The following is a 21593-nucleotide window of genomic DNA, read 5'->3' as shown; positions in this document are numbered from 1 at the left end:
ACCCATATAGAGACAGCGGCATTTTTTAAGGTCAATCTTTAAGCTGTTTTTTGAGCTGGCTGGAACACCACCAGCCAGGTCGCCAGCACCACACCTGCGCAGCCTATGACGGTATTCATGGTGATATGTTCATTGAGGAACAGATAGCCCCACAGCAAGGCAAACAACGGAATCAGGAAAGTCACCGTCAAAGCCTTGGTTGGCCCCAGGTCTGCCATCAAACGGAAGTAAATCAGGTAAGCCACTGCGCTACACAATAAGGCCAGTGCAACACCTACTAATGCTATGGTAGCCGTGATCTCGCCCTGCACTGGTGCCAGCGGCAGGAAAGGCATCAATACAAATGCAGCACCTACTTGCGAACCGGTCGCCATTTGCATGGGTGTGATGCCTGTGAGTTTTTTCTTGGTATAAATGCCGACTATCGCATAGCACAAAGTTGCACCCACGCAGGCCAGCACTGCCAGCACCAGTTTGCTGTTGAATTCTACCGGCCCCAGGCGTACCAGGAAGGCTACGCCGAGCACGCCTATCGCCATGCCAGCCATCTTGCGCAATGTCAGCCGTTCACCCAGAAAGGCCGCACCCATCACTGCCCCCAGAGCGGGCTGGTGGCATTCACGATGGCTGAGTAACCGGCAGGTATGCTCAGTGCCGCATAAGAATACAGGGCAAACGGCAAGGCTGAATTAATCGTGCCAAGAACTAAAAATGACTTCCAGTTTGCACGAAAGTTCATCGCACGATTGGTCACATACATCAGTGTCAGCAAGGCGATACCTGCCAACCCCACCCTGACCTCAGCACTCCACAATACCCCGACCACGGGCGCCAGTACCCGCATGAACAGGAAGGATGCACCCCAGATGGCGGCCAAGGAAATCAAACGTAATAAATCAGCACTGCGCATTAAGCACTCCATGAGTATCCAGACCAGGACAGCAGCTTAACAAACTAAGTGAAAAGCTGCTGGCAGCTTTCGGACATGGGAGGGATGAGCGACTAAAAACAGGAGATCACAAGCATCTGGATCAGAAACTTCCTACTTATCAAAATCCCAGTCACGGCGAGGATCACCATTGGGGTCGCAAGCGATGGTTTCAAGACTGGCACACTCGCGCTTCCTGTTCGCGGGATAATCGCTGAGGCTCTTCTTTCCTTCGGCATAGCCTTTGCTATATTGTTCGCGGTGCGGCATCTGATTACGCAGTTTATCGTGCCACTGATGAAATTCAGACTCGGTAAAATGGCATTTCACCGAACGGTACAGTGTATCGCTGTAGATGGCGGTTTTTTCCGGGAAGGCTGAGATGCATGCCTGCACTGCACCTTCCATGGCGCCGACGTACCTGGCAGTAGATAATTCCTGGGCATTTACAACATTCAGCAAGAAGCAACTTGTGCCAAACAAAATGAGACGTTTCATTTTCACTTCAGGCTCCATGCATTTGCACTCCTACTTCGCCAGCCCCATGTTGACTTTGCTTATGCCTACGGTATTCGGATACAGGCTATGCACCAGTTCTGTGGTGTAGGCAAACCTGTCGACAGGATTTCGCATCGACCATTTTATATTATTCGTCTTCAGGCCTATGTCGGTGTGCGCAGTGGCAGAAAAATCGCCGAGATAATATGCCTTGCCGGGTTTGAATACCAGATTGCGTATGGGATTACGAAAGCTACCAACCTCCCTGACGTTGCCATCTGCGTCTGTATACACAATCTCATCGATATCACAAATGGATGGCTTGATCTTGACTACATGCACAGGATTTTCACGGTAAAAACGCAGCAGATACTTGCTACCATCCTGACAAGTGAGATTAAGCCCCATGCTGACATGCCCATCTGCCGAGACCAGTATTTTTTCAGTCTTGATCTGAAAACTGCCATATATAAAACTGTCCGTTTCGGTCAGTTTTTCATCCGGCTTCAGGCGCGGAGTGTAATTGGCACAGGCGACCAGGGACAATGCGGGCAAGAGCAGCGCGAGGGTAGTTGTTATTTTCATGAGGACATAAAAGTACAGGATACACAATAGCTGCAAACGATACAGGGTTTCATGCAGGCATGCAAAAAATCCTGACATGGTAATTTGAACTGATTTGATACATTCCGGTACTGGCGCGAATTTTGCCCATGATAGACTTTGAAAATCTCTCTACATGTTATCCAGAAAGTTTTTCATGGCTACTGCAAACCCCACTTCCCTGATGGTAGCTGCCGCTGTTGGTGCCTTCATCGTCTGGCGTGTCATTTCGCGCGTACGGCGCATGGTGGGCAGGCAGAAATATTCTGGTGTGCGTGCCATGATGACAGTAGTTATTTTCCCTGTCCTTATAGCGCTGGTGGCTTTAGGCGCAATGAAACATGAGGGCAACTTGTTGTTCATGCTGGCAGGCTTGATCGTTGGCAGTGGTCTGGGTATGTATGGCTTGCGCCTGACCAAATTTGATCGCAGCCCTGTCGGGAAATTCTATACGCCTAACGCCCACCTGGGCATAGCGCTGTCATTGTTGATGATAGGCCGCATTGCCTGGCGCATGGGCAGCATTTATTTCACTACGCAATCTTTCGCTGCACCGCCTGGTGATTTTTCCAGCAGCCCGCTGACTCTGTTCCTGTTTGGCATGCTGGCTGCATATTACATCAGTTATGCAGTTGGCCTGTTGCGCTGGTCGCGTGGCTTGCAAAAACCAGCGACAGTAGCAACGCCAATCGCTTCCGATGTCATTGAAAGCACTGATCAAACAGTATGAGCGCGGGTATTAGCCAGCCAAGGGCAGGCCAAAAAACTGCACGGTATTTTTTCGAATTTGCTGTGCCAGTGCCACGGGCGATATCCGCAAGATAGCAGCTACTGCTTCGAGTACGACGGGCAAATGCATGGGCTCATTGCGGTTATCCTGCGGGCGCACCGGCAGATTGCGCGGTAATAAATACGGCGCGTCGGTTTCTATCATCAGCTTGTCTTTGGGCAAAAATTTGACCGCCTTGCGCAAATCATCGCCACGCCTTTCATCGCAGATCCAGCCGGTAATACCGATGTGGCAATCGAGGTCAAGATAGGCCCGCAACTCTTCAGTATTACCAGTAAAGCAGTGCACCACCGCACCTTTGAGTTGTGGACGGTATTGCCTCAACAGGGCAAAGAAATCATCGTGGGCGTCACGTTCGTGCAGGAACACTGGTTTTTGTAAACCTACGGCCAATTGCAATTGCGCTTCAAAACAGGCACGTTGCTGTACTTCCGTCGAGAACATACGGTTATAGTCGAGACCGCATTCACCAACGGCCACCACAGTGTCGCTGGCCGCAAGTTTTTCTATGGCTCTCGCGCACTGCGCATTCCAGTTCTTCGCTTCATGCGGATGCACGCCTGCGGTGCTGCTTAAATAGCCGGGATAAGTTTGTGTCAGCGCGTGTGCATCATGGCTGGCACGCTCGGATGTGCCGGTGACAATGATGTGTTCCACAGTTGCCTGCTTTGCGCGTGAGATGACGGCATCAAGGTCATTGTGAAAGCGATGGTTGCTGAGGTTCGCACCGATATCGATCAGTGCAGGTTTTTGTAGCATGGTATAAATTTCCTGTTGTTTTTATTATTTGGATTACTAGCCGCTCAGTAAATAATACAGATAAAACTGAGGGTATTCAGAAGCAGAAACTGCGAGGGAATAGTCTGGATAGGTCCAAATCTTATTTTTAAAAAGATGGCGCTGGTTTCAACGTCAGCGCCATCTTAATGCGACTTGAATGAAAACATCAAGCGTTTCGTTTTTTGATTGTGGTTTTTTGCAAATCAGAAGCTCTTACTGCGCGATGGAATGGTTGGGATGGAGATAGGGTTCCAGCGTCAATTCATTGAGGTGAATTGACCGAAACCCATCCCCACCCTAGCCCTCCCCTTGAAGGGGAGGGAACTTGGCTATCATCTTTTGTTGAGGAAATTGATTCAAACTGCTGCGTAACCAAGGAAGGCAACAATCCCAAATTCGCTTTAATAGCTATCCACCTACATTGGTTTGAAGCGCCATGCATAAGCCTGACTGACCTTGAGCTTTTCCTGCAAACCCCGCAACTCCACCGTGTACTTGCCCAGTTCATCCCTGTGTGCGCGAGTAATCGCATCAGCGCGCACTACGGTGCCGCGATGCACTTGCCAGAAGATATCAGGATCAAGACCATCCATGATTTCTTTCAAGGGCTTGCGTACATGGGCTTCATCATCGGCACAGACTACACGCGTGTATTTTTCATCTGAACTGAAGAACAGGATTTTTTCTACCGGGAACATCTTGATGGTGTCGCCCACGCTGGCACTGATCCAGCGTATCCGCTCTGCGGTCGTATTCTTCAGACGCTTGTCGAGTTCAGACATGAGCTGGCTGACATCTGCCACTGGTTGTTTGCTGGCGATGCGTTCTTTTAATCTGGTGACTGCTTCCTGCAACCTGATTTCAGACACAGGCTTGAGCAGATAATCAACGGCACCAGCGGCAAAGGCATCCAGTGCATGGCTGTCATAAGCTGTGGTGAAGACGGCATGGCAGCGCCCTTTGACGGCATGGGCCACATCGAGGCCAGTCATGCCGGGCATGCGTATGTCCAGAAAAGCGATATCCGGCTCTTCCTGGTGTATGGCTTCCAGCGCTTCTGCACCGTGTTCACATTCAGCCAGTATCTCCAGCTCTGGCCAGACTTTATTGAGCATGCGGCGTAATTCTTTACGTGGTAAATCTTCGTCGTCGGCGATGATGGCTGTGGTCATGTCTTTACTTTCTTTATTTTTATCAGGCTTCCAGAGGCAGCAATATGGTCGCGGCAACACCGCCTTCAGTTCTTGCTTTCAACACCAGGCTGGCGCGTATTCCATAGGTCGATTCCAGCCTTTCGTGGATATTTGCCAGACCTATGCCAGTGCCAGAACTGCTGCCTGCAAAGCCAACGCCATTGTCAGCAACAGTCAGTTCCAGCATGTCTTCGCCGTAACGATTGATTTTCTTCGCATGGACTGCAATATGCACCGCACCTACCTTGGGTTCCACACCATGTTTGACGGCATTCTCTACCAGCGAAATCAGCATCAGTGGAGGCAATGCGGCATCTGTCACTTCACTATCGACGCTATAACTGAGGCGCGGTATGCGCGCCTGCATCAGACCCAGGTAAGCGCTGGCAGCTTCCAGTTGTTGCCTTAGCCTGGCCTGGGCAGAACTGCCGTCATTGCGCATTTGCGGTATGGTGGCACGCAAATAATCGACGAGATGATCAACGATGGCGGTGGCTCTTTCTGGTTCAGTGAGGATGGCAGAACGTACACCAGCCAGGGTATTGAACAGGAAGTGCGGTTCTACCTGCGCCGCCAGTACCGACAAGCGCAATTCTGCTTCACGGCGAGCCTCTTGGGCGAGGCTGAGTTCACGCTGGCGCATGACTTCCAGCAAGCGTTTTTTCTGGCGGAAGAAATACCAGAGATCAATCGCGCCTGCAATATAAGTAACAAGGCCAAACACCAGCATGAAGGAAAAACCTTGTAACAACATTTTCAATGCAGGTGAATGCTCAATCTTGCTGCTGCTCTTGTCTTTATCACTCTCTTCGACCGGGCGCACCGTAATACCTGCCGCCGGCTTGTCGGCTTTAGGTGTTGACGCACTGGTGGCGGTAATGCTGCCGCCGACGGCGAATTCCATATTTTCAGCACCATAAGCCAGGTATTTGGTGGCATAGTTAGTGCCGGAAATAATGCCATAGCTGATACCTGCCCCCACCAATAAGGCCAGCGTAAGTAAAGTGGCTTCTTTCTTGCTGGCATATGCCTGGTTCCTGACCCATACTGCCATTGCAGGCCCGATCAGATGCAGGGCCGTGCCACCGATGGTCAGGGGACAAAAGCCAGCGCCAGCTTGCGCATATCTGTATCTGCTACCAGACCTGTCGCGATGACCAGCAAGTCAACAATGATGAACAAACCTATCCAGGCCTGCGCCCGGTAACGGAACCAGGTACGCGAAAACACCGGGTAATTACGGGCACGGGTCAGCCAGGTCTCGCTCCTTGCTGTCACTTCGGATGGCAATAGCTGTTCTGAAGTATGTAAAGCAGTGCGCATAGGATTGGTGGCTGGCATGGCGTTTCCTTATATGGTTGTAGCTAGTCTAAGGAAAGTCGTAAGGAGAAAGGAAGAATGCGATAAAACTGGCTGGCAGTCGATGAAACGCGATTTTGCAGCGACGAATTATTCCGTCGCCGTTTCGCCGCCAGCCTCTGGGGCCGCTTCCGCTGCACCTGCTCTTTGCTGTTTGGCAATACGTATGATGGTATTGCGTATGGAAGTCAGCACGGCAACAGAATTGAAAGGCTTGACGATGAAGCCATGGACACCACGCTCCTGCGCAGTCTGCAATACAGTCGCATCGATTTTTGATGACACCAGGAATAATAATGCCTTGGGCAAGTCTGCCCTGATCTTGTCGAGCAAGGCCAGGCCTTCTTCATCAGTTTCGCCTATATCGACACAGACGATCTGGGGCTTGAGCTTGATCACGCGGGCCAGACTGGCGGGTGCCAGGTTGGCATCTCCCACCACTTCATGCCCCCCATTCATCAGAACAGAGGTCAACAAATTGCGGGCAACAGCATTGGCATCCAGGATGACGGCTTTTAGCATGGCTGCAAGTAGAAAAAGATTCAATTTGCATATTAATGCAAAACTTTAAGTTCATGTAAAAAAGGCGGCAGATATGTAGAACTCATTTCATCAATAGGAATGAGATGCGTTTGTCTCATAACCTGTGCTGGTAAGGCGGACGAGGCTGTCAATAATGTTGCCAAATGGCAACGGGAAAATTATCAACACCTGCGCGCCAGCACAGATTATGAAACAAACCCTTCGGGAACTGACGATTTTGGCGCATTGCTGCGCGCAGTTTGTTACCTTGCTCTTGCTAAGGCGGACGCCTTAGCTGCGCGCCACGTCTTGCACTGCATCCCAAATCGTCTTGTTCGCACTCATCCCTATTGATGAAATGAGTTCTGATCTACCGCCTTTCCATCACTATTATTTATTTTGCGTATATCTTATTCCCGGTTACCGTCCGGCTTGGCATTCTTGACATACATCTCCAGCCAGCGGTCTTGCTCCCACAGCATGTGCAATATCGATTCGCGGGCGCGGTAGCTATGGCTTTCATTCGGCAGCATCGACAATCTGGTGGCACCACCCAGGCCCTGTATGGCCTGGTACATGCGTTCGCTTTGCATGGGGAAGGTGCCAGAGTTATTGTCTTGTTCACCATGGATGAACAGGATCGGGTCCTTGAACTGGTGGGCAAAATTGAAGGGCGACATTTCCTGATAGACCTTATTGGCCTTCCAGTAATTCCGGTCTTCGGACTGGAAGCCAAAAGGCGTCAGGCTGCGGTTATAGGCACCGGAACGGGCAATCCCGGCACGGAAAAAGCGGGTGTGTGCCAGCAGATTGGCCGTCATGAAGGCACCATAGCTATGGCCACCGATGGCGATACGGTTGCGGTCTCCCACGCCCAGACGCACGACTTCATCGACGGCTGCCTCTGCATCCATCTTCAGTTGTTCCAGATAGGTATCGTTTGGTTCTTTCTTGCCTTCACCTATGATTGGCATGGTAGGGCCATCCAGTACGACATAGCCACGGGCCAGCATGGGCAGCGGACCGTTATAGGAAATACGGTTGAACTTGTAGGGTGAACCCAGTACCTGGCCAGCCGCTTCTGCTGATTTAAATTCACGCGGGTAAGCCCACATCAGCACAGGGCGTGGGCCATCGCGCTTGGGGTCATATCCAGGTGGCAGATACAAAGTGGCGGTCAGGTCAACCCCATCTTCACGTTCATAACGGATTTGCTGTTTCTTGATGCCCTTGAACTGTGGCATGGGATGCGGGAATTGCGTCAGGGCGCGCGGTGCCGCACTGGTCTGCAAGTCATAGAAATAGAAGTTTGGCCTTTCTTCAACTGACTCGCGGCTGGTAATAAAGCTGTTGCCCTTGTCATTCAGCAAAGCCAGTATCTCTTCGTAATATGGTGCTTGCGAGCGCCACAAGCGGGTAATCTGTTTATTGGTCAGGTCGAATTTATCAAGGAAGGGCCGGTCACCCTCGGCACTGGCACCGGTGCCGGTGAAGAAGATAGCCTTGCCGTCAGGGCTGATGCGCAAAACCAGGCGACCCTGGGCATTCTGGGTCATGACCGGGTTACCGGGATTGCTGTACTGATCTTCTGACTTGCGGGCAAACATGAGCTCGGGCTTGCTGTCAGGTACGCCAGGCTGTATGCGCCAGGTGCGGGTATCGCGGGTCTTGACCCAGTTCTCTGTCACCACGGCGAGGTAATCATTGCCCCACTGTACATTACCAAAACGCCAGCCCAGGTCCATGATTTTTTGTGCTGGGGCATCAAACGGGGCCGCCTGCTGGAACAGGGCATCATGGGTCTTGCTGTTCACTTCAGGGTCGCCACCCGCCTGCGCTTCCAGCCAGTACAGGGTCGCGGGTTTGTCGGTGCGCCAGCCAAAGTCGCGTGGCCCGGCCTGCACGGCATCATTGCCTGTAGGGATGCGTTCACGCAGAGGGCGCTCAGCCACCGTCTTGACTTTTTTGCCCTGGATATCCCAGAGCTCAATCAACTGGCCAAAACGATCTACCGGCAGCATGGTGGAGTAGGGGCGGCGCAATTGCGTGGTCAGGATCAGCTTGCCATCTGGTGAAGCCAGGGATTTGATCAGCGTCATGGGACGAGTGATACGGCGCAACTCACCATTCAGGTTGACGATGCCGAGCTGGGTCTGCAGATACCAGTCCAGAGTGTCGCTATCACGCGCGGTCCTCAGCATGTCTGGATAAATGCGGTTTTGCAGCGTTTTGCCGCCCTTGGTCTCTTGCATATTCGGCCCGGCGGGTACTGCAGGCAGGGGTGGCAATTCCTTTTGATGCAGGGGCGTCAACCTGACCAGTATTTTTTCTGAACCTTCTATCCAGGAAAAACCGGGGCCGGTTACGGCATTCAGCTTGTCGGCCATCAGGCGACGGGCCGTGCCTTTTTTGATATCCAGCAACCATAGTTCGACGCCACCTTCTACCCACAGGCTGAAGGCCAGCCACTGTTCATCGGGTGACCAGGCGGTTTCAGCTATCTTGAGTTTGGCTGGCAAACCTTTGACTTCACGCGCTTTGCCGGTCGCTACATCGAGCAAACTCATGCCATTGCCAAAATCAAAATGGCTGGCGGCGCGGGTGCGTGGATTGATGCGCAAACCCGCAAGACGCAGTTCTGGCTGGGAGACATCGGCAATCCCGGGCAAGCCAGGCAGGGTCAGCAGCAGAGCCGTCTTGCGTTGCGGCCCCAGGCGGAACAGCGGCCCCCTGGGTGCATCGACTACAGCCTGTAATTCTGCCGGCGGCAGCTGGTAGCCGGATTCTGCTACATTGCCAGCCTGGATCTGGTAACTTGCCGACGCTGACAGAGCGAGTGCAGCGGCGGCGAACAAGGGTTTGATACGTATCATTAACAGAGCATCCCGATGTACAACTTGACAATAATTTCAGGGCTAATTTGATAATTTTTTGAGCCCTATAAAAAACTAACGCCCCTTATTTGCAACTAAGGGGCGGAGTTTTTTTATTGCATTGTAAGCGCTTTACAGGCTTTTTACAGCTTAGTTAAGGTCTCATGATGGCATATCACTTATTTTGCGCCGGGTGCAAAGCCGTTGCCAGTAATGTCGAGTTCGGTCACTTCGCCATAATTGGCAGCAATGCTGCGTATACTTTCCGCCTTGCCTATCAATACCATTTGCAGCTTGTCACGCGGGAAGTGTTTATCGACCAGTTGTTTGGCTTTCTCTACATTAAGGCCATCCACATCACGCATGAAGTGATCAATTTGTTCACGCCCTACCTTGGCAACAAACATGTCAGCCAACAAACCAGAGAGTTGCTGGTTGGTTTCAAAACGTGGCGGGAACTGCCCTTTGACATAGGCCTTGGCTGATTCCAGGGTCGCGGCATCGATGCCCTTGTCCCACAGGCGCTGGTAAGTCTTGGCTGCAAGTGCCAGTGCGGCCTCAGTCTTGGGAGTGGCAGTAAAACTGGAAACAGCAAAGCTACCTGTTTCAGCCAGCGGGCTGAAACTACTGCCTGCGCCATAGGTCAGGCCAGAATTGACACGCAACTCATCATTGAGCCAGGAAGTAAAACGCCCACCCAAAATGGTATTGATGACTTGCAGCGGTACATAGTCAGGGTCATTGCGTGCTATGCCCTTGCCACCGAACAGGAAGGTGGTTTCGACCGCGTCTGACTTGTTGACCAGCCAGACGCGGGCCTTGTCTGTCTCGACCTTGCCGTTGGCGACAGTTGCAGGCACGGCAGTGGTAGCTTTCCATGCACCGAACAAGCTGGCCAACTGGGCGCGCATGGCGCTGGGCTTGAAGTCACCGACGATCACCAGGGCGGCATTTTCTGGCCTGTAATAACTTGCATGGAATTTTTTGGCATCCTGAACCTGCAGCGCTGTCACGCTGTTGACCGTGCCAGTGACGGGATTGGCATAAGCGCCATTACCGAACAGCATGCTGCGGTAATAGGTTTGCACGACATTGCGCGGGCTTTCTTTGGCTTGCTTCAGGCCATCTACAGTTCGTGAACGCAGCTTGCTAAATTCTTCTGCTTCAAATGAGGGGTGCAATACCGCATCAGCAAACATGGGCAAGAGTACATCCACATCGGCACTGGCAAAATCCGCGTTCAGGGAAGTCGATTCTGTAGAAGTGCTGCTGGCTATGCGTCCACCGCGAAAATCAAAGCTCTGGTCCAGGGTCTTTTTATCAAACTTGCTGCTGCCTAACAACAAGGCATCGCCAGTCAGGTTGGCCAGACCTGCTTTGTCAGCATCACTGACGGCACCGGCCTTGACGACAGCGCGCACGGCAATCAGGGGCACATCATGGCGCTCCATCAGATACACGGTCAGGCCATTCGGCAGTTTGGTGGTTTCAAAAGCGGGCAGGCGGAATTCGGCAGCCTGGCTATTTGCAGCCAGCAAGCTCAGGCTGGCCAGACCGACCAAACTGCAGGCCAGAGTTTTCTTACTGATCATTTTCTGAGTCATCATCTTATTCCTCCACAGCAGCTAGCACGCCTACTGTTCTTTGTGATTTTTTAAAGTATTTGGCAGCAACGTTCTGGATATCGGCAGGAGTCAATTTGCGATAGGCATCTGGTGCGTCAAACAGTTTCTTGTAATCGCCAAAGAACATTTCATATTCACCCAGCTGGGCTGCCTTGCCATTGATGGTTTCCTGGGTACGATAGAAATTCAGGAGTTTCTGGTTTTTTACTTTTTGCAATTCATCTGCCGTGACACCATCCTTGACCAGCTTATCTATCTCGGCCAGCAAGGCAGCCTCAACCTTGGCGGCAGGTACCTTGTTGGCAGCAACGGCAAAGAAATTGAACAGGCCGGGGTCAAAATTCTTGCCATGATCGGCACCGACCTGGGTTGCCAGACGCTGATCTACCAGGGCCTGATACATGCGTGAAGTCTTGCCATCGGTGAGTATGCTGGCGATGACACTCAGCGCATAGTAATCAGGGTTGCTGGTCGCTGGCATCTTGTACGAAACCATGAGATTGGCAGCAGTCGCAGATTCCTTGCGGACAAACACCCGGCGCTCGCCTTTTTGCTCAGGCTCTACCGTGCGCACGACAGGCGGCAGCGCACGTTGCGGCACATTGGCAAAATACTGCTCGGCCAGGCGTTTTACTTCTGCTGCCTTGACATCACCAACGATGACAGCCACCGCATTATTCGGGGAATAATAGACATTGAAATAACGCTGCAAGTCATCCTGCGTCCAGGCCTTGATGTCGGACTCATGGCCGATAGTAGGAATGGAATAAGGATGGGCACGGAATGCCGACGCATAGACTTCCCCCCACAGCGCACGCAGATTCGAGTTTTCCAGGCCTGTGCTGCGTTCGGACAAGACCACGCCGCGCTCGCTCTCAACCATCTTTGGGTCTATGCTGAGATTGGCGATGCGGTCGCTTTCGAGATCAAAAATGGTCGGCAGGGCACTGGCCGGGAACCAGTCCTGATATACCGTCAGGTCATTGCTGGTGTAGGCATTATTGGCGCCGCCATTGGCTTCCATGGTACGGTCAAATTGCTTGGGGCCGAATTTTTTCGAGCCATTGAACATCATGTGTTCAAAGAAATGCGAGAGGCCGGTAATACCCGGTACTTCATTACGCGAACCGACTTTCCAGTAGGTGTACATGTTCGCATTGGGTATCGTGCTGTTTTCCAATACCAGGAACTTCATGCCATTTGGCAGCGTAAAGGTTTTCACCTGATCAGCAGTGACAGCCTGGGCCGTCCCCGCCATCATGCCCAGATACAGACCGCCGACGGCAGCCATGGTTTTCCACTTCATTGCATTTTCTCCCTTGTATGCTTATTTGTTTATTTAATGGTTGCGGGTGCTGATCCCTGAGCTACGACAATTAAAACTGCTTGTAGTTCGGATCAAAAATATTCTGGATATATAAAGACTGATGAATCTAAACCTGAATTTGTCATACTGGCAAGCAAAATCGTTGCACAAATCGTTGCAAATAATCACGATTGCACTATGTAACTTATGCACTGCGTTATTCACTGCGGCAAGATTGTCATAATCCGTCATATCATTCATAACATTGCAGGCATTCCTGCGCAGAAAAATGCAAGGTTTGAAACGATGATATCCACTCCTTCTCCGGCCCGCTTTGGTTTGCGGGCAAAAATGCTGTTTGCCGTGCTGGCCATGGTGCTGGCTGGTTTTGCCGTCACCATCAGTCTGCTGACCAGACAGGCTGGCAGCATGCAGCAGGAGTCAGCCCAGCAATATGCGAAGCAACTGGCCATCAATAATGCTGGCAAAGTGGCAGAACGCATCAACCTCGCGCTGCATGCGGCACGCAGCCTGGCGCTGGAACTGGCTGCGATGCAGGCCAGCGGCAAGGCGGACCGCGCCAATGCCGACCTGTTATTGAAAAGCGTGCTGGAAGGTCACCCTGAATTTACGGGTGTGGGCACGATATGGGAAGCCAATGCTTTCGATGGCAACGATGGCGAATACGCAGGCAAGGAAGGCCATGATGCGACTGGACGCTACCTGCCCTACTGGAACCGCGGCAGCGGCAAGACCCAGGTCGAAGCGCTGACTGATTATGAGAAAGAAGGTGCGGGCGACTATTATCTGCTGGCGAAAAAAAGCGGTAATGAAGTCTTGCTTGAACCGTATATGTACAAAATCGCTGGCAAGGATGTATTCATGACCACGGTCACCGTTCCGGTCAAGGCCAAGGGCCAGGTTATAGGCGCGGTGACGGTGGATTTGCCGGTAGCGGGTTTCCAGGAAGATGTCAGCAAAATCCACCCTTATGAAACCGGCTATGCCAGCCTGATATCCAATAACGGTATCTATATCGGTGATGCCGATGCCAAAAACGTCGGACAGAATATCGGTGACAGCGCTGCTGCCAAAACCGCCAAGGCAGCCATCAAGGCTGGCCAGACATATAGCGATACTGTTGAGCACAGCGGCATGCAGACTGCGGTGAACCGCATCTACGTGCCCATACAGATAGGGGCAACCACAACGCCATGGTCTTTTGTTATCAGCGTGCCAGAAAACAAAATCCTGGCTGACGTGCATTACCTGCGCAATACCGCCATCCTGATCGGTATCTTCAGCGTACTGGTAGTATCGGCCATCCTGACATTCGTGATTAACAGACTGGTCATTGCGCCGCTGGGTGGTGAACCTGATGTCGCCGTCAAGATTGCCAGGAGTGTAGCTGAAGGAGACCTGACCACGGTAGTGACATTAAAACCCGGCGACACCGGCAGCATGCTGTATGCCCTGCAAGGCATGCAACAACAACTGACGTCCATGGTCACGCATATCCGCGACAGCAGCGAGTTTGTCTCGAATGCATCAGGCGAAATTGCCATGGGTAATATCGATCTGTCGCAAAGGACAGAGAACCAGGCATCATCCCTCGCACAAACTGCCAATAGCGTGGAAAGCCTGAACCAGACTGTCAGGCAAAATGCCGGCAATGCCGAGCAGGCGCGCCAGCTCGCCGTCTCGGCAGCGCAGACTGCGCAACGCGGCAGCACCCAGGTAGATAAAGTGGTCAATACCATGGCAGGCATCTCGGCTGAATCGAAGAAGATGTTTGACATCATCGCCGCCATTGAGGGCATCGCCTTCCAGACCAATATCCTGGCGCTGAATGCGGCAGTCGAGGCGGCCAGGGCGGGTGAACAGGGCAGGGGCTTTGCCGTGGTCGCGTCAGAAGTACGCAACCTGGCCCAGCGCAGCGCCATCGCTTCGAAAGAAATCAAGTCACTGATAGAAACCTCGATTGCCAAAGTCGATATGGGTTCCGAGGTCGTGGGTCATGCAGGCAAGACCATGACCGAGATACTGGCGTCAGTTGAAGGCCTCTCGACGATACTCAATGAAATCTCCAGCGCCTCTGCCGAACAAAGTCATGGCATCGCCCAGATCACGAATGAGATAGGTCTGATGGACCAAACTACCCAGCAAAATGCGGCGCTGGTGGAAGAGTCAGCAGCGGCGGCAGCTTCACTGAAAGAAGAAGCGCAAAAATTGTGGCAGGCACTGCTGGTGTTCAAGGTGCATTAAATCACAAGCTACAGTCGGGTAAAAAACAAATGGACATCAAGACCCGTGTCTGATGTCCATTTTTCATTCTTCAACTTGCCGCTATTTCGCCGCAGTCTGCGTCTTTGCCAGCACCTGCAAGGCATCATTGAATACCTCAGGCTGATAGCCACGTATCATGCGCTTGCCTATGATGATGACGGGGACACCACCACCGCCCAGTTCTGAATGCCTGCTGGCAGCGGCCGGTGATTTTTCTACATCCCGGTCTGCGTAGCTGATCTTGTTTTCTTTAAAATAAGCACGAGTCATATTGCAAAAACTGCAGCTGGCTGTGCCATACATCACTACCTGGGTTTTTGCCTCGCTCAAATGTGCAGAATAGTCTGCTTCCTGATAAGCGGGTTTCATCCATACACTCAGGCGTGGCAAGACATAGCCTATCAGCAGGCCCACGGCGATGATGGCGACATAGGTCAGGATAGTCCTGGCTGTTTTCATACTGACTTCCATTCAACAAGAGGTGATGAACTAGATTTTCGCACAGGCAGTGACCAGGCTGTTGCTGGTCACTGCGCGGGATAGCCGGATTTGGCCACGTCTCACCAGCACGCTGGCCCTGGCTTTATCCCTGAAAAATCCTTATTCCGGATACCCGTTCAGGCAATCCTCCATGCAGGCGGCCCAGACTTCAGAACCACGTGGGCCTTCCTTGATGCATATCTTATTGCAGAAATAGAATGGAGGAGGGTAAGCAAATGCAGCGCTGCAGCCAATTGCCAATGCGAGGGCAATTAATTTTTTTGTTGTTGATTTGAACATCGAAGTCTCCTGATAGATTAGTGATTGGGGGAAAGCACAGCACCGTAACATTCGCCCCCGGATCAAATGCCCGGCTTGATGAATCTGAACAAATCCTGCCTGTCAGCCCCCCCCTGTGCCTCTCTTGGAGCGGGAGTAAGCTGCTTATTTTGCAATTATTAATTCGACAAAATAATATCATCAAATATATTTGACTTAACACTATTTAACTATTGCACTTGCACAGAAATTTTGTTTTTTTACCACTTCTTTTGTTGGGAATAACACTCTCTCCATAGGACAGTCATCTGCAAGCCCAATAAAGCCCGCGTCAAATATAGATAAAACGATTTTTGCTGCAGTGCAGCATATGTCTTTTTATATGAGGTTTTTGTCGTGGTAAGCTACGCGCCGAATTGACTCAATTCATATCATTTCCAGGTACGCATTGAAAAAAATTTTGCGGCCAGCTGCGACTTTTATACAAAATAATTATTGGAGAGCACTTTGAACCAAATTCAAACGCCAGGTGCACACACTATTCTGGGACACCCGGATAGCTTGTTCGTCCTGTTCTTTACAGAGATGTGGGAACGGTTTTCTTACTACGGCATGCGTGCCCTGATCGTGCTGTTCCTGGTCACAACGGCAGAAAAAGGCGGTTGGGGCTGGAGCCGTGCGGATGCAACTGCCTTGTATGGCTGGTACACCGGCCTGGTCTACCTGACGCCTATCCTGGGTGGCTATATCGCCGACAAGATACTGGGCAGCCGCCGCTCCGTGGTTATTGGTGGCTTCATCATCGCTGCCGGTCATGCCTGCCTGTTGTTTGATACACCTGCGACTTTCTACACCGGCCTGGGCCTGGTCGTGCTGGGTACGGGTTTGTTCAAACCAAATATCTCTGCCATCGTAGGCCAGTTGTATACCAAGGATAATGAAGGCGGCCGTGATGGTGGTTACACCCTGTTCTACATGGGCGTTAACTCTGGCGCTTTCTTCGGCATCCTGCTATGCGGTTATATCGGCGAAAATATCTCCTGGCCCATGGGCTTTGGTCTGGCGGGTGCCTTCATGATTTTGGGTGCAATCCAGTTCTATTTTGGCCAGGGTATCTTTGGTGATATCGGCCTGGCAAAATCCCAGCAAACGACCGAAGTCGTCGCAGTTGAAGAAGCAGAACCACATATCGTAGCCGACCGTCTGTTGGCGATTTGCGTATTTTCTTTCTTCACGATTTTCTTCTGGTTCGCTTTCGAGCAGGCTGGTGGATCGATGACGATTTTTGCAGCTGACTATACTGACCGTACTCTGGTTGGCACCAGTGGAATGGCATTCAAGATCGTCAACAGCCTGATGACCATCATCCCTACCATGATCTTGTCCTGGTTGCTGATCAAGTTATTTGCGGGTACGGCAAAACGCTATCTGTTGTCGAATGCCTTGCTGGTACTTTGCATAGGCCTGATCTGGGCATTGGTGATCTGGATGTTGCGACGTGAATTCTCACTTGACCAATCCAGCGTGCCGGCTACCTGGTTCGGCGTATTGAACTCTTTCTTCCTGGTGATCCTCGCACCAATGTTTTCCAAGATGTGGGAAAAACACTGGAACCCTAGCGGCCCTATCAAATTCGGCGTTGGCCTGATCTTGCTGGGCCTGGGTTTTGCTGCGCTGTCTTATGGTTCTGCCAGCATCCCTGCCGGTGCAAAGACAGCGGGCGTCAGCATGATTTTCCTGATCGCTGCTTACTTCTTCCATACCATGGGCGAGTTGTGCATTTCCCCGGTTGGCCTGTCGTATATCAGTAAGCTGGCACCACCACGTTTGCTGGGCCTGATGTTTGGCGTGTGGTTCCTGAACACAGCGATTGCGAATAAACTGGCTGGCTTCAGCGGCAGTTATATCGATGAAATCTCAAAAGAATATTCATTGTCGGTATTCTTCCTGATATTCACGATCATTCCTATCGCTGCTGGCGGTATCCTGATGCTGCTGAATAAGTGGATGGCAAGAAAAATGCACGGTATCCACTAAGCTGTTCGCTGCATAAAAAAATCCCCGCCCAATTCATATTGCGCGGGGATTTTTTACGCGCATGCTATTTACGCCTTGAATGTCACCCAGGGTTTCAGCCTGACTGCGGCCTTGATCAGGCCAGCGGTTTCTTGCGCTTCTATCACCGGGCCTATGGGTTTATAGGCTTGCGGCGCTTCTTCCACCTTGCGTTCTTCGCGCAAGGTCACACATTGCCAACTGGCATCGGCATTGTCATGACGCAGGCGTCGCACATCCTGCCTGCGCACACGGCGGCCTGCACCATGACTGCAAGACCATAACCAGTCGGGATTGCCCAGCCCTTCTACCAGGTAACTGGCATCGCCCATGGAACCGGGTATCAGGGCCAGGTCACCGTCCCTTGCCGGGGTAGCACCCTTCCTGTGGATATTCATGCCATGCTCACGCAAGATGACATTGTGTGGAACATCCACGATCAGGGACGATCTGGCATCTCCCAGCACGGCTTGCAATTGCTGCCTGACCAGCTCTGCCAATACCATGCGGTTGGCCCAGGCATAGCGGGCTGCCACGCCCATGGCTTGCAGGTATTCCTCAGCCAGCACTCCGCTGAGTCCATACAGGGCAGTGTCTGGATGCTTGAGACCAGCTGGCCATTCTGCCCTGGCCCTGTCCATCCAGCGCTGGCCGACATAGAAGCCCACATCGCGTGAGCCGCTATGTATCATGACGACGATATCGTCCTTGGCCAGGCCTGCACGGTAAGCCAAGTGGCGGTCAAAAACGGCATCGACAATCTGCAATTCAACAAAGTGATTGCCACCGCCCGGCGTCCCCAGGCTGGGGTCGCGCAGAATACCGTCGCGGTTAAACCAGGCTTCCGGCGCATACCGGCTGGCACCAGCAAATTCCTGCAAGCCTATGCAGGCAGCAAGTTCTTGTTGCAGGCGGTCGCGGTCTGCCACTGCCCAGATACCCTTGTCCGGCAAGCTGTCCAGGAAAGCAGATGGACCCGCATCGCAGAGTGCGGCAAAGGCTTGGGCATGGGCAGGCACATCCCTGCCATTTTCCAGCAAGACGCGTTGCAACTGCCTTAGCAATGCAGGCTTGTGCTGGCTGACCTTGGACAAATTAAAGCCTGTAGTCAACAAGCGCATGCCGCAATTGATGTCGGTACCTATCGCTGCGGGAATCACAAAGCCAGCATCGGTGGCAACGATGGAACCTACCGGCGCAATACTGCCAGGATGAAAGTCTGGCGTTGCACAAGCCTTGCACACCGCATGATGCCCGTCCGCTGATTTGACTGCGGCAAACGCCATTAACTGTTTTACTGCCTTTTCTTCCAGAGGAAGACTATCAGGCAATAAGACCGTGGCCTGCGCATGTTCATGATGAAGTTGAAAAATGCCATTGGCATGTTCAACGTGTATGCCCTGTCTTTGCAGGGCAATTTTTAAGCGAGAAATAGAAGTCATGACTGCTACCAAAATTTGAAGTACAGGTGCGCCTCCGGCATTTCGGGGGCATGTGTACCTCTAGCAGCAGCGCCAAGAGGAGAGTTATGAGTATATCCAAATTTGCTGCGAGTGCAAATAATTTGCTGTCTGGTTCGTCTCTTTTGAATATTCTGGCATTGCCTCTTCGCCCAGGGAAGAACATTTCAATCGACGATTAAAGTTCAAGATAATGTCCACGATGAATTGACTTTTTAGCGATGACTGAATGGCGATCTACAAAAAGCTAAAGTCCCGAAAGTAAAAAAAATGAAGATGTCCGTGGTGGGAAATATATGGGAACTAATTAAAGCCGCCAGATGAAGGCTTTTGCTTTCAGAACATCAGCTTTTCAAATTGTTGCGCTGGAACGGGCGGAGAATACAGGTAGCCCTGGGCAAAATCACAACCTGCGGCCAGCAGTAAGTCCCTTTGAGCCGTGCTCTCTACCCCCTCGGCAATCACCGCCAGGCCTAGCTTGTGCGCCATCATGATGATTGCTTCACATAAGGCCAGGTCATTGGCGTCCACATCTATATTCCGAACAAAAACCCTGTCTATCTTGATATAGTCAATATCGAATTTCTTCAAATATGCCAGAGAAGAATAGCCAGTGCCAAAATCGTCCAGGGCAACGTGTGCTCCAGCATCGCGAAAACGCAACAATTTTTCAGCTACACCTTCTGTCGCATCGAGCAATAATCCTTCGGTAATTTCTATGACTATGCTGTTTGCCGGTAATCCTGAAGCCGCCAGATGTTCCAGCCATGTCTCAGTAAAGTCGCGGTCATGGCGGAATTGAACAGGCGACACATTGACACTGATTTTGAAATCGGGAAGTTTCATTGATCGCAATCGTCTTACCTGTTCAGCCGCTTGCTTGAACACCCATTCACCAATCTCCACGATCAATCCGCTGCCTTCAGCCAGAGGAATAAAATCCACTGGACTCACCATACCTCGCACTGGATGCTGCCAGCGTATCAATGCTTCGGCCTTGAGTATCTTGCCACTGGCCAATTCAACAATGGGTTGATAATACACAAGAAATTCACCTGCCTTGAGTGCGTCACGCAAATCATTGCTCAAACTCATGCGCGACTGAGCGGCTTCTTGCAATGTGTCTGTAAACAGGCAATAGCGGTTGCGCCCGGCATTCTTTGCCGCATACATCGCCTGGTCAGCGTGCCTAAGCAAATTTTCCACATCGAGACCATCGTCGGGAAATTGTGCGATGCCTATGCTGGCAGAAATGTAGGCTCTTTCCACTCCTAATTGAAATACCTGCACCAGTCTGGCAATGATCGTTTCGGCAACTGCAGTAATTTGAATCTCGTCCTGACAGTCAGGCAAAATCACGGTAAATTCATCGCCACCCAACCTGGCTATCGTCGCCGACTCATCCACGCACTCTGCAATGCGACTAGCAACTTCGACGAGAAGTATGTCCCCTTTGTCGTGCCCAAGTGCATCGTTGATTTCCTTGAACTGATCCAGGTCTATCAACAATAGTGCCAACGATTTGCCAGACTCTTTTGCAATCGATAACTGCTTGCGCAGCTGGCTGATAAACATGTGGCGATTCGGTAATCCCGTCAACGAATCTATATTGGCCTGCTTCCAGATGACGTCGTCCTGCTTTTTTCTCTCCGTTATATCGGAAAGAAGCGCAACCCTTTGTGCAATATTTCCTGAATCGTCATATACAGTATTGATCACCAACCGCAATGCGATCGCTGCACCATTCTTGTCTTTGTCCCACAACTCCCCATTCCAGTGACCGGAAGTGTCCAGTGCTCGCCACATTGCCTGGTAAAACTCAGCTGACTGACGTCCTGATTTAAGGACATTGGGATTTTTACCTTGCACTTCAGAAAGCTCATAACCAGTGAGCTGCGTAAATGCCTCATTGATTGCAAGAATTTTATTCGTTGCGTCCGTCACCATCATTGCATCAGAACTATGCTGATATACGAGTGACGCAATTCTCAATGCCTCTTCAGCACGTTTGCGCTCCGTCACTTCAACCAGGGAAAATACCAGATATTCAATTTCATCTCTGGCATCCAACACCGGTACCAGAGTCCAGTCCCAATAGGTAGTTCCGCGCTCAGGTTGATCAATAAATTCAAAGGCGCGAGTGAAAGTGATGAAAGGACGCTTGGTACGCACAACCTCATCAAAAATCAGTTGTGTATCCGAAGGGAAGAGTTCGAAATGATTACGTCCTTCAAATTCTGCTATATCGCGCCGACACGCATCGGCATAGGCTTGATTGACACGAACAAAGTTATATTCGCGATCCAGAATGACCAGACAACTGACGCTGTGTTTGAAAAAAGTCTCAGCGAGTTTTAATTGTCTGATTGTTTCAGAATCTGCTGCCATTTCCGGCTTTCTAAAAAATTGACATGCAGTTATTCAATCAGGGAGTTGAGGCTTTCATAGCATAGTAATAACAATACCAGCCAGGGTCAATCCTTGAACTTGTTCATCTGTGTCTTTTTGTACATTAACCGCAAACTAAATACAGTTCACCTGAGAATCTATACCTGG

18 protein-coding genes are annotated in these 21593 nt (G+C 51.3%); 3 read left to right on the top strand and 15 right to left on the bottom strand.

Annotated elements, in window-relative coordinates; all coding sequences use genetic code 11:
- Window positions 1–38: 38 nt before the first annotated feature.
- The 4 genes from UNDYM_RS30935 to UNDYM_RS28930 all read right to left on the bottom strand — a co-directional run bounded on the left by UNDYM_RS30935 (window position 39) and on the right by UNDYM_RS28930 (window position 2089).
- Window positions 39–590 (bottom strand): DMT family transporter, encoded by a 552-nt coding sequence (locus UNDYM_RS30935; protein ID WP_232063641.1) that lies wholly within the window; start codon window positions 588–590, stop codon window positions 39–41.
- Window positions 590–910, bottom strand: coding sequence for a DMT family transporter (locus UNDYM_RS30930; protein ID WP_232063640.1), 321 nt, complete (start codon window positions 908–910; stop codon window positions 590–592). The genes UNDYM_RS30935 and UNDYM_RS30930 overlap by 1 nt, the downstream gene beginning before the upstream one ends.
- A gap of 132 nt (window positions 911–1042) precedes the next feature.
- Window positions 1043–1426 (bottom strand): hypothetical protein, encoded by a 384-nt coding sequence (locus tag UNDYM_RS28935; protein WP_162044257.1) that lies wholly within the window; start codon window positions 1424–1426, stop codon window positions 1043–1045.
- A gap of 30 nt (window positions 1427–1456) precedes the next feature.
- The gene (locus UNDYM_RS28930; RefSeq protein WP_162044256.1) at window positions 1457–2089 is read right to left on the bottom strand and encodes a hypothetical protein; all 633 of its coding nucleotides are present in this window, start codon (window positions 2087–2089) and stop codon (window positions 1457–1459) included.
- A 97-nt stretch (window positions 2090–2186) separates the two neighbouring features.
- Here UNDYM_RS28930 and UNDYM_RS28925 point away from each other — a divergent pair, with 97 nt between their 5' ends.
- Window positions 2187–2759 (top strand): hypothetical protein, encoded by a 573-nt coding sequence (locus UNDYM_RS28925; protein WP_162044255.1) that lies wholly within the window; start codon window positions 2187–2189, stop codon window positions 2757–2759.
- Window positions 2760–2768: 9 nt separating this feature from the next.
- On the opposite strand, the gene UNDYM_RS28920 is transcribed toward UNDYM_RS28925, so the two are convergent.
- From UNDYM_RS28920 to UNDYM_RS28885, 8 genes are all read right to left on the bottom strand, one after another.
- Complete coding sequence (locus UNDYM_RS28920; protein WP_162044254.1) at window positions 2769–3578, bottom strand: TatD family hydrolase; 810 nt, start codon at window positions 3576–3578, stop codon at window positions 2769–2771.
- A gap of 437 nt (window positions 3579–4015) precedes the next feature.
- Window positions 4016–4771: a LytTR family DNA-binding domain-containing protein gene (locus UNDYM_RS28915; protein WP_162044253.1), complete on the bottom strand. Its 756-nt coding sequence runs from the start codon at window positions 4769–4771 to the stop codon at window positions 4016–4018.
- 22 nt (window positions 4772–4793) lie between these two features.
- Window positions 4794–5846, bottom strand: coding sequence for a sensor histidine kinase (locus UNDYM_RS28910; protein ID WP_162044252.1), 1053 nt, complete (start codon window positions 5844–5846; stop codon window positions 4794–4796).
- A gap of 38 nt (window positions 5847–5884) precedes the next feature.
- The gene (locus UNDYM_RS28905; protein WP_162044251.1) at window positions 5885–6133 is read right to left on the bottom strand and encodes a hypothetical protein; all 249 of its coding nucleotides are present in this window, start codon (window positions 6131–6133) and stop codon (window positions 5885–5887) included.
- Between the two features lie 108 nt (window positions 6134–6241).
- Window positions 6242–6673 (bottom strand): ANTAR domain-containing response regulator, encoded by a 432-nt coding sequence (locus tag UNDYM_RS28900; RefSeq protein ID WP_162044250.1) that lies wholly within the window; start codon window positions 6671–6673, stop codon window positions 6242–6244.
- Between the two features lie 410 nt (window positions 6674–7083).
- Window positions 7084–9546 (bottom strand): prolyl oligopeptidase family serine peptidase, encoded by a 2463-nt coding sequence (locus UNDYM_RS28895; RefSeq protein WP_162044249.1) that lies wholly within the window; start codon window positions 9544–9546, stop codon window positions 7084–7086.
- A gap of 179 nt (window positions 9547–9725) precedes the next feature.
- Window positions 9726–11153 carry a pitrilysin family protein gene (locus UNDYM_RS28890; RefSeq protein WP_232063639.1) on the bottom strand — a complete coding sequence of 476 codons (1428 nt, stop codon included), beginning with the start codon at window positions 11151–11153 and terminating at the stop codon, window positions 9726–9728.
- 1 nt (window position 11154) lies between these two features.
- Entirely contained in the window at window positions 11155–12477 is a 1323-nt protein-coding gene (locus tag UNDYM_RS28885; RefSeq protein WP_162044248.1) for a pitrilysin family protein, read from the bottom strand.
- A gap of 306 nt (window positions 12478–12783) precedes the next feature.
- Here UNDYM_RS28885 and UNDYM_RS28880 point away from each other — a divergent pair, with 306 nt between their 5' ends.
- Window positions 12784–14742, top strand: coding sequence for a methyl-accepting chemotaxis protein (locus tag UNDYM_RS28880; protein WP_162044247.1), 1959 nt, complete (start codon window positions 12784–12786; stop codon window positions 14740–14742).
- A gap of 81 nt (window positions 14743–14823) precedes the next feature.
- On the opposite strand, the gene UNDYM_RS28875 is transcribed toward UNDYM_RS28880, so the two are convergent.
- Window positions 14824–15222, bottom strand: coding sequence for a glutaredoxin family protein (locus UNDYM_RS28875; RefSeq protein ID WP_162044246.1), 399 nt, complete (start codon window positions 15220–15222; stop codon window positions 14824–14826).
- An 807-nt stretch (window positions 15223–16029) separates the two neighbouring features.
- On the opposite strand from UNDYM_RS28875, the gene UNDYM_RS28870 reads away from it, so the two are divergent.
- On the top strand, window positions 16030–17559 hold the full coding sequence (locus tag UNDYM_RS28870; RefSeq protein ID WP_162044245.1) for a peptide MFS transporter: 1530 nt from the start codon (window positions 16030–16032) through the stop codon (window positions 17557–17559).
- A gap of 68 nt (window positions 17560–17627) precedes the next feature.
- On the opposite strand, the gene UNDYM_RS28865 is transcribed toward UNDYM_RS28870, so the two are convergent.
- Entirely contained in the window at window positions 17628–19019 is a 1392-nt protein-coding gene (locus UNDYM_RS28865) for an RtcB family protein (protein WP_162044244.1), read from the bottom strand.
- Between the two features lie 354 nt (window positions 19020–19373).
- The gene (locus UNDYM_RS28860; protein ID WP_162044243.1) at window positions 19374–21425 is read right to left on the bottom strand and encodes a bifunctional diguanylate cyclase/phosphodiesterase; all 2052 of its coding nucleotides are present in this window, start codon (window positions 21423–21425) and stop codon (window positions 19374–19376) included.
- Window positions 21426–21593 lie beyond the last annotated feature (168 nt).

The sequence above is a fragment of the Undibacterium sp. YM2 genome, assembly GCF_009937975.1.
Classification (GTDB): domain Bacteria; phylum Pseudomonadota; class Gammaproteobacteria; order Burkholderiales; family Burkholderiaceae_D; genus Undibacterium.
This window is presented reverse-complemented; position numbering and strand designations above follow the sequence as displayed.

What these genes read in the sequence shown, in the direction of transcription:
- UNDYM_RS30935 (WP_232063641.1), bottom strand. Translation starts at nt 590, where the DNA reads ATGGGTGCGGCCTTTCTGGGTGAACGGCTGACATTGCGCAAGATGGCT.
- UNDYM_RS30930 (WP_232063640.1), bottom strand. Translation starts at nt 910, where the DNA reads ATGCGCAGTGCTGATTTATTACGTTTGATTTCCTTGGCCGCCATCTGG.
- UNDYM_RS28935 (WP_162044257.1), bottom strand. Translation starts at nt 1,426, where the DNA reads ATGAAACGTCTCATTTTGTTTGGCACAAGTTGCTTCTTGCTGAATGTT.
- UNDYM_RS28930 (WP_162044256.1), bottom strand. Translation starts at nt 2,089, where the DNA reads ATGTCAGGATTTTTTGCATGCCTGCATGAAACCCTGTATCGTTTGCAG.
- UNDYM_RS28925 (WP_162044255.1), top strand. Translation starts at nt 2,187, where the DNA reads ATGGCTACTGCAAACCCCACTTCCCTGATGGTAGCTGCCGCTGTTGGT.
- UNDYM_RS28920 (WP_162044254.1), bottom strand. Translation starts at nt 3,578, where the DNA reads ATGCTACAAAAACCTGCACTGATCGATATCGGTGCGAACCTCAGCAAC.
- UNDYM_RS28915 (WP_162044253.1), bottom strand. Translation starts at nt 4,771, where the DNA reads ATGACCACAGCCATCATCGCCGACGACGAAGATTTACCACGTAAAGAA.
- UNDYM_RS28910 (WP_162044252.1), bottom strand. Translation starts at nt 5,846, where the DNA reads ATGGCAGTATGGGTCAGGAACCAGGCATATGCCAGCAAGAAAGAAGCC.
- UNDYM_RS28905 (WP_162044251.1), bottom strand. Translation starts at nt 6,133, where the DNA reads ATGCCAGCCACCAATCCTATGCGCACTGCTTTACATACTTCAGAACAG.
- UNDYM_RS28900 (WP_162044250.1), bottom strand. Translation starts at nt 6,673, where the DNA reads ATGCTAAAAGCCGTCATCCTGGATGCCAATGCTGTTGCCCGCAATTTG.
- UNDYM_RS28895 (WP_162044249.1), bottom strand. Translation starts at nt 9,546, where the DNA reads ATGATACGTATCAAACCCTTGTTCGCCGCCGCTGCACTCGCTCTGTCA.
- UNDYM_RS28890 (WP_232063639.1), bottom strand. Translation starts at nt 11,153, where the DNA reads ATGATGACTCAGAAAATGATCAGTAAGAAAACTCTGGCCTGCAGTTTG.
- UNDYM_RS28885 (WP_162044248.1), bottom strand. Translation starts at nt 12,477, where the DNA reads ATGAAGTGGAAAACCATGGCTGCCGTCGGCGGTCTGTATCTGGGCATG.
- UNDYM_RS28880 (WP_162044247.1), top strand. Translation starts at nt 12,784, where the DNA reads ATGATATCCACTCCTTCTCCGGCCCGCTTTGGTTTGCGGGCAAAAATG.
- UNDYM_RS28875 (WP_162044246.1), bottom strand. Translation starts at nt 15,222, where the DNA reads ATGAAAACAGCCAGGACTATCCTGACCTATGTCGCCATCATCGCCGTG.
- UNDYM_RS28865 (WP_162044244.1), bottom strand. Translation starts at nt 19,019, where the DNA reads ATGACTTCTATTTCTCGCTTAAAAATTGCCCTGCAAAGACAGGGCATA.
- UNDYM_RS28860 (WP_162044243.1), bottom strand. Translation starts at nt 21,425, where the DNA reads ATGGCAGCAGATTCTGAAACAATCAGACAATTAAAACTCGCTGAGACT.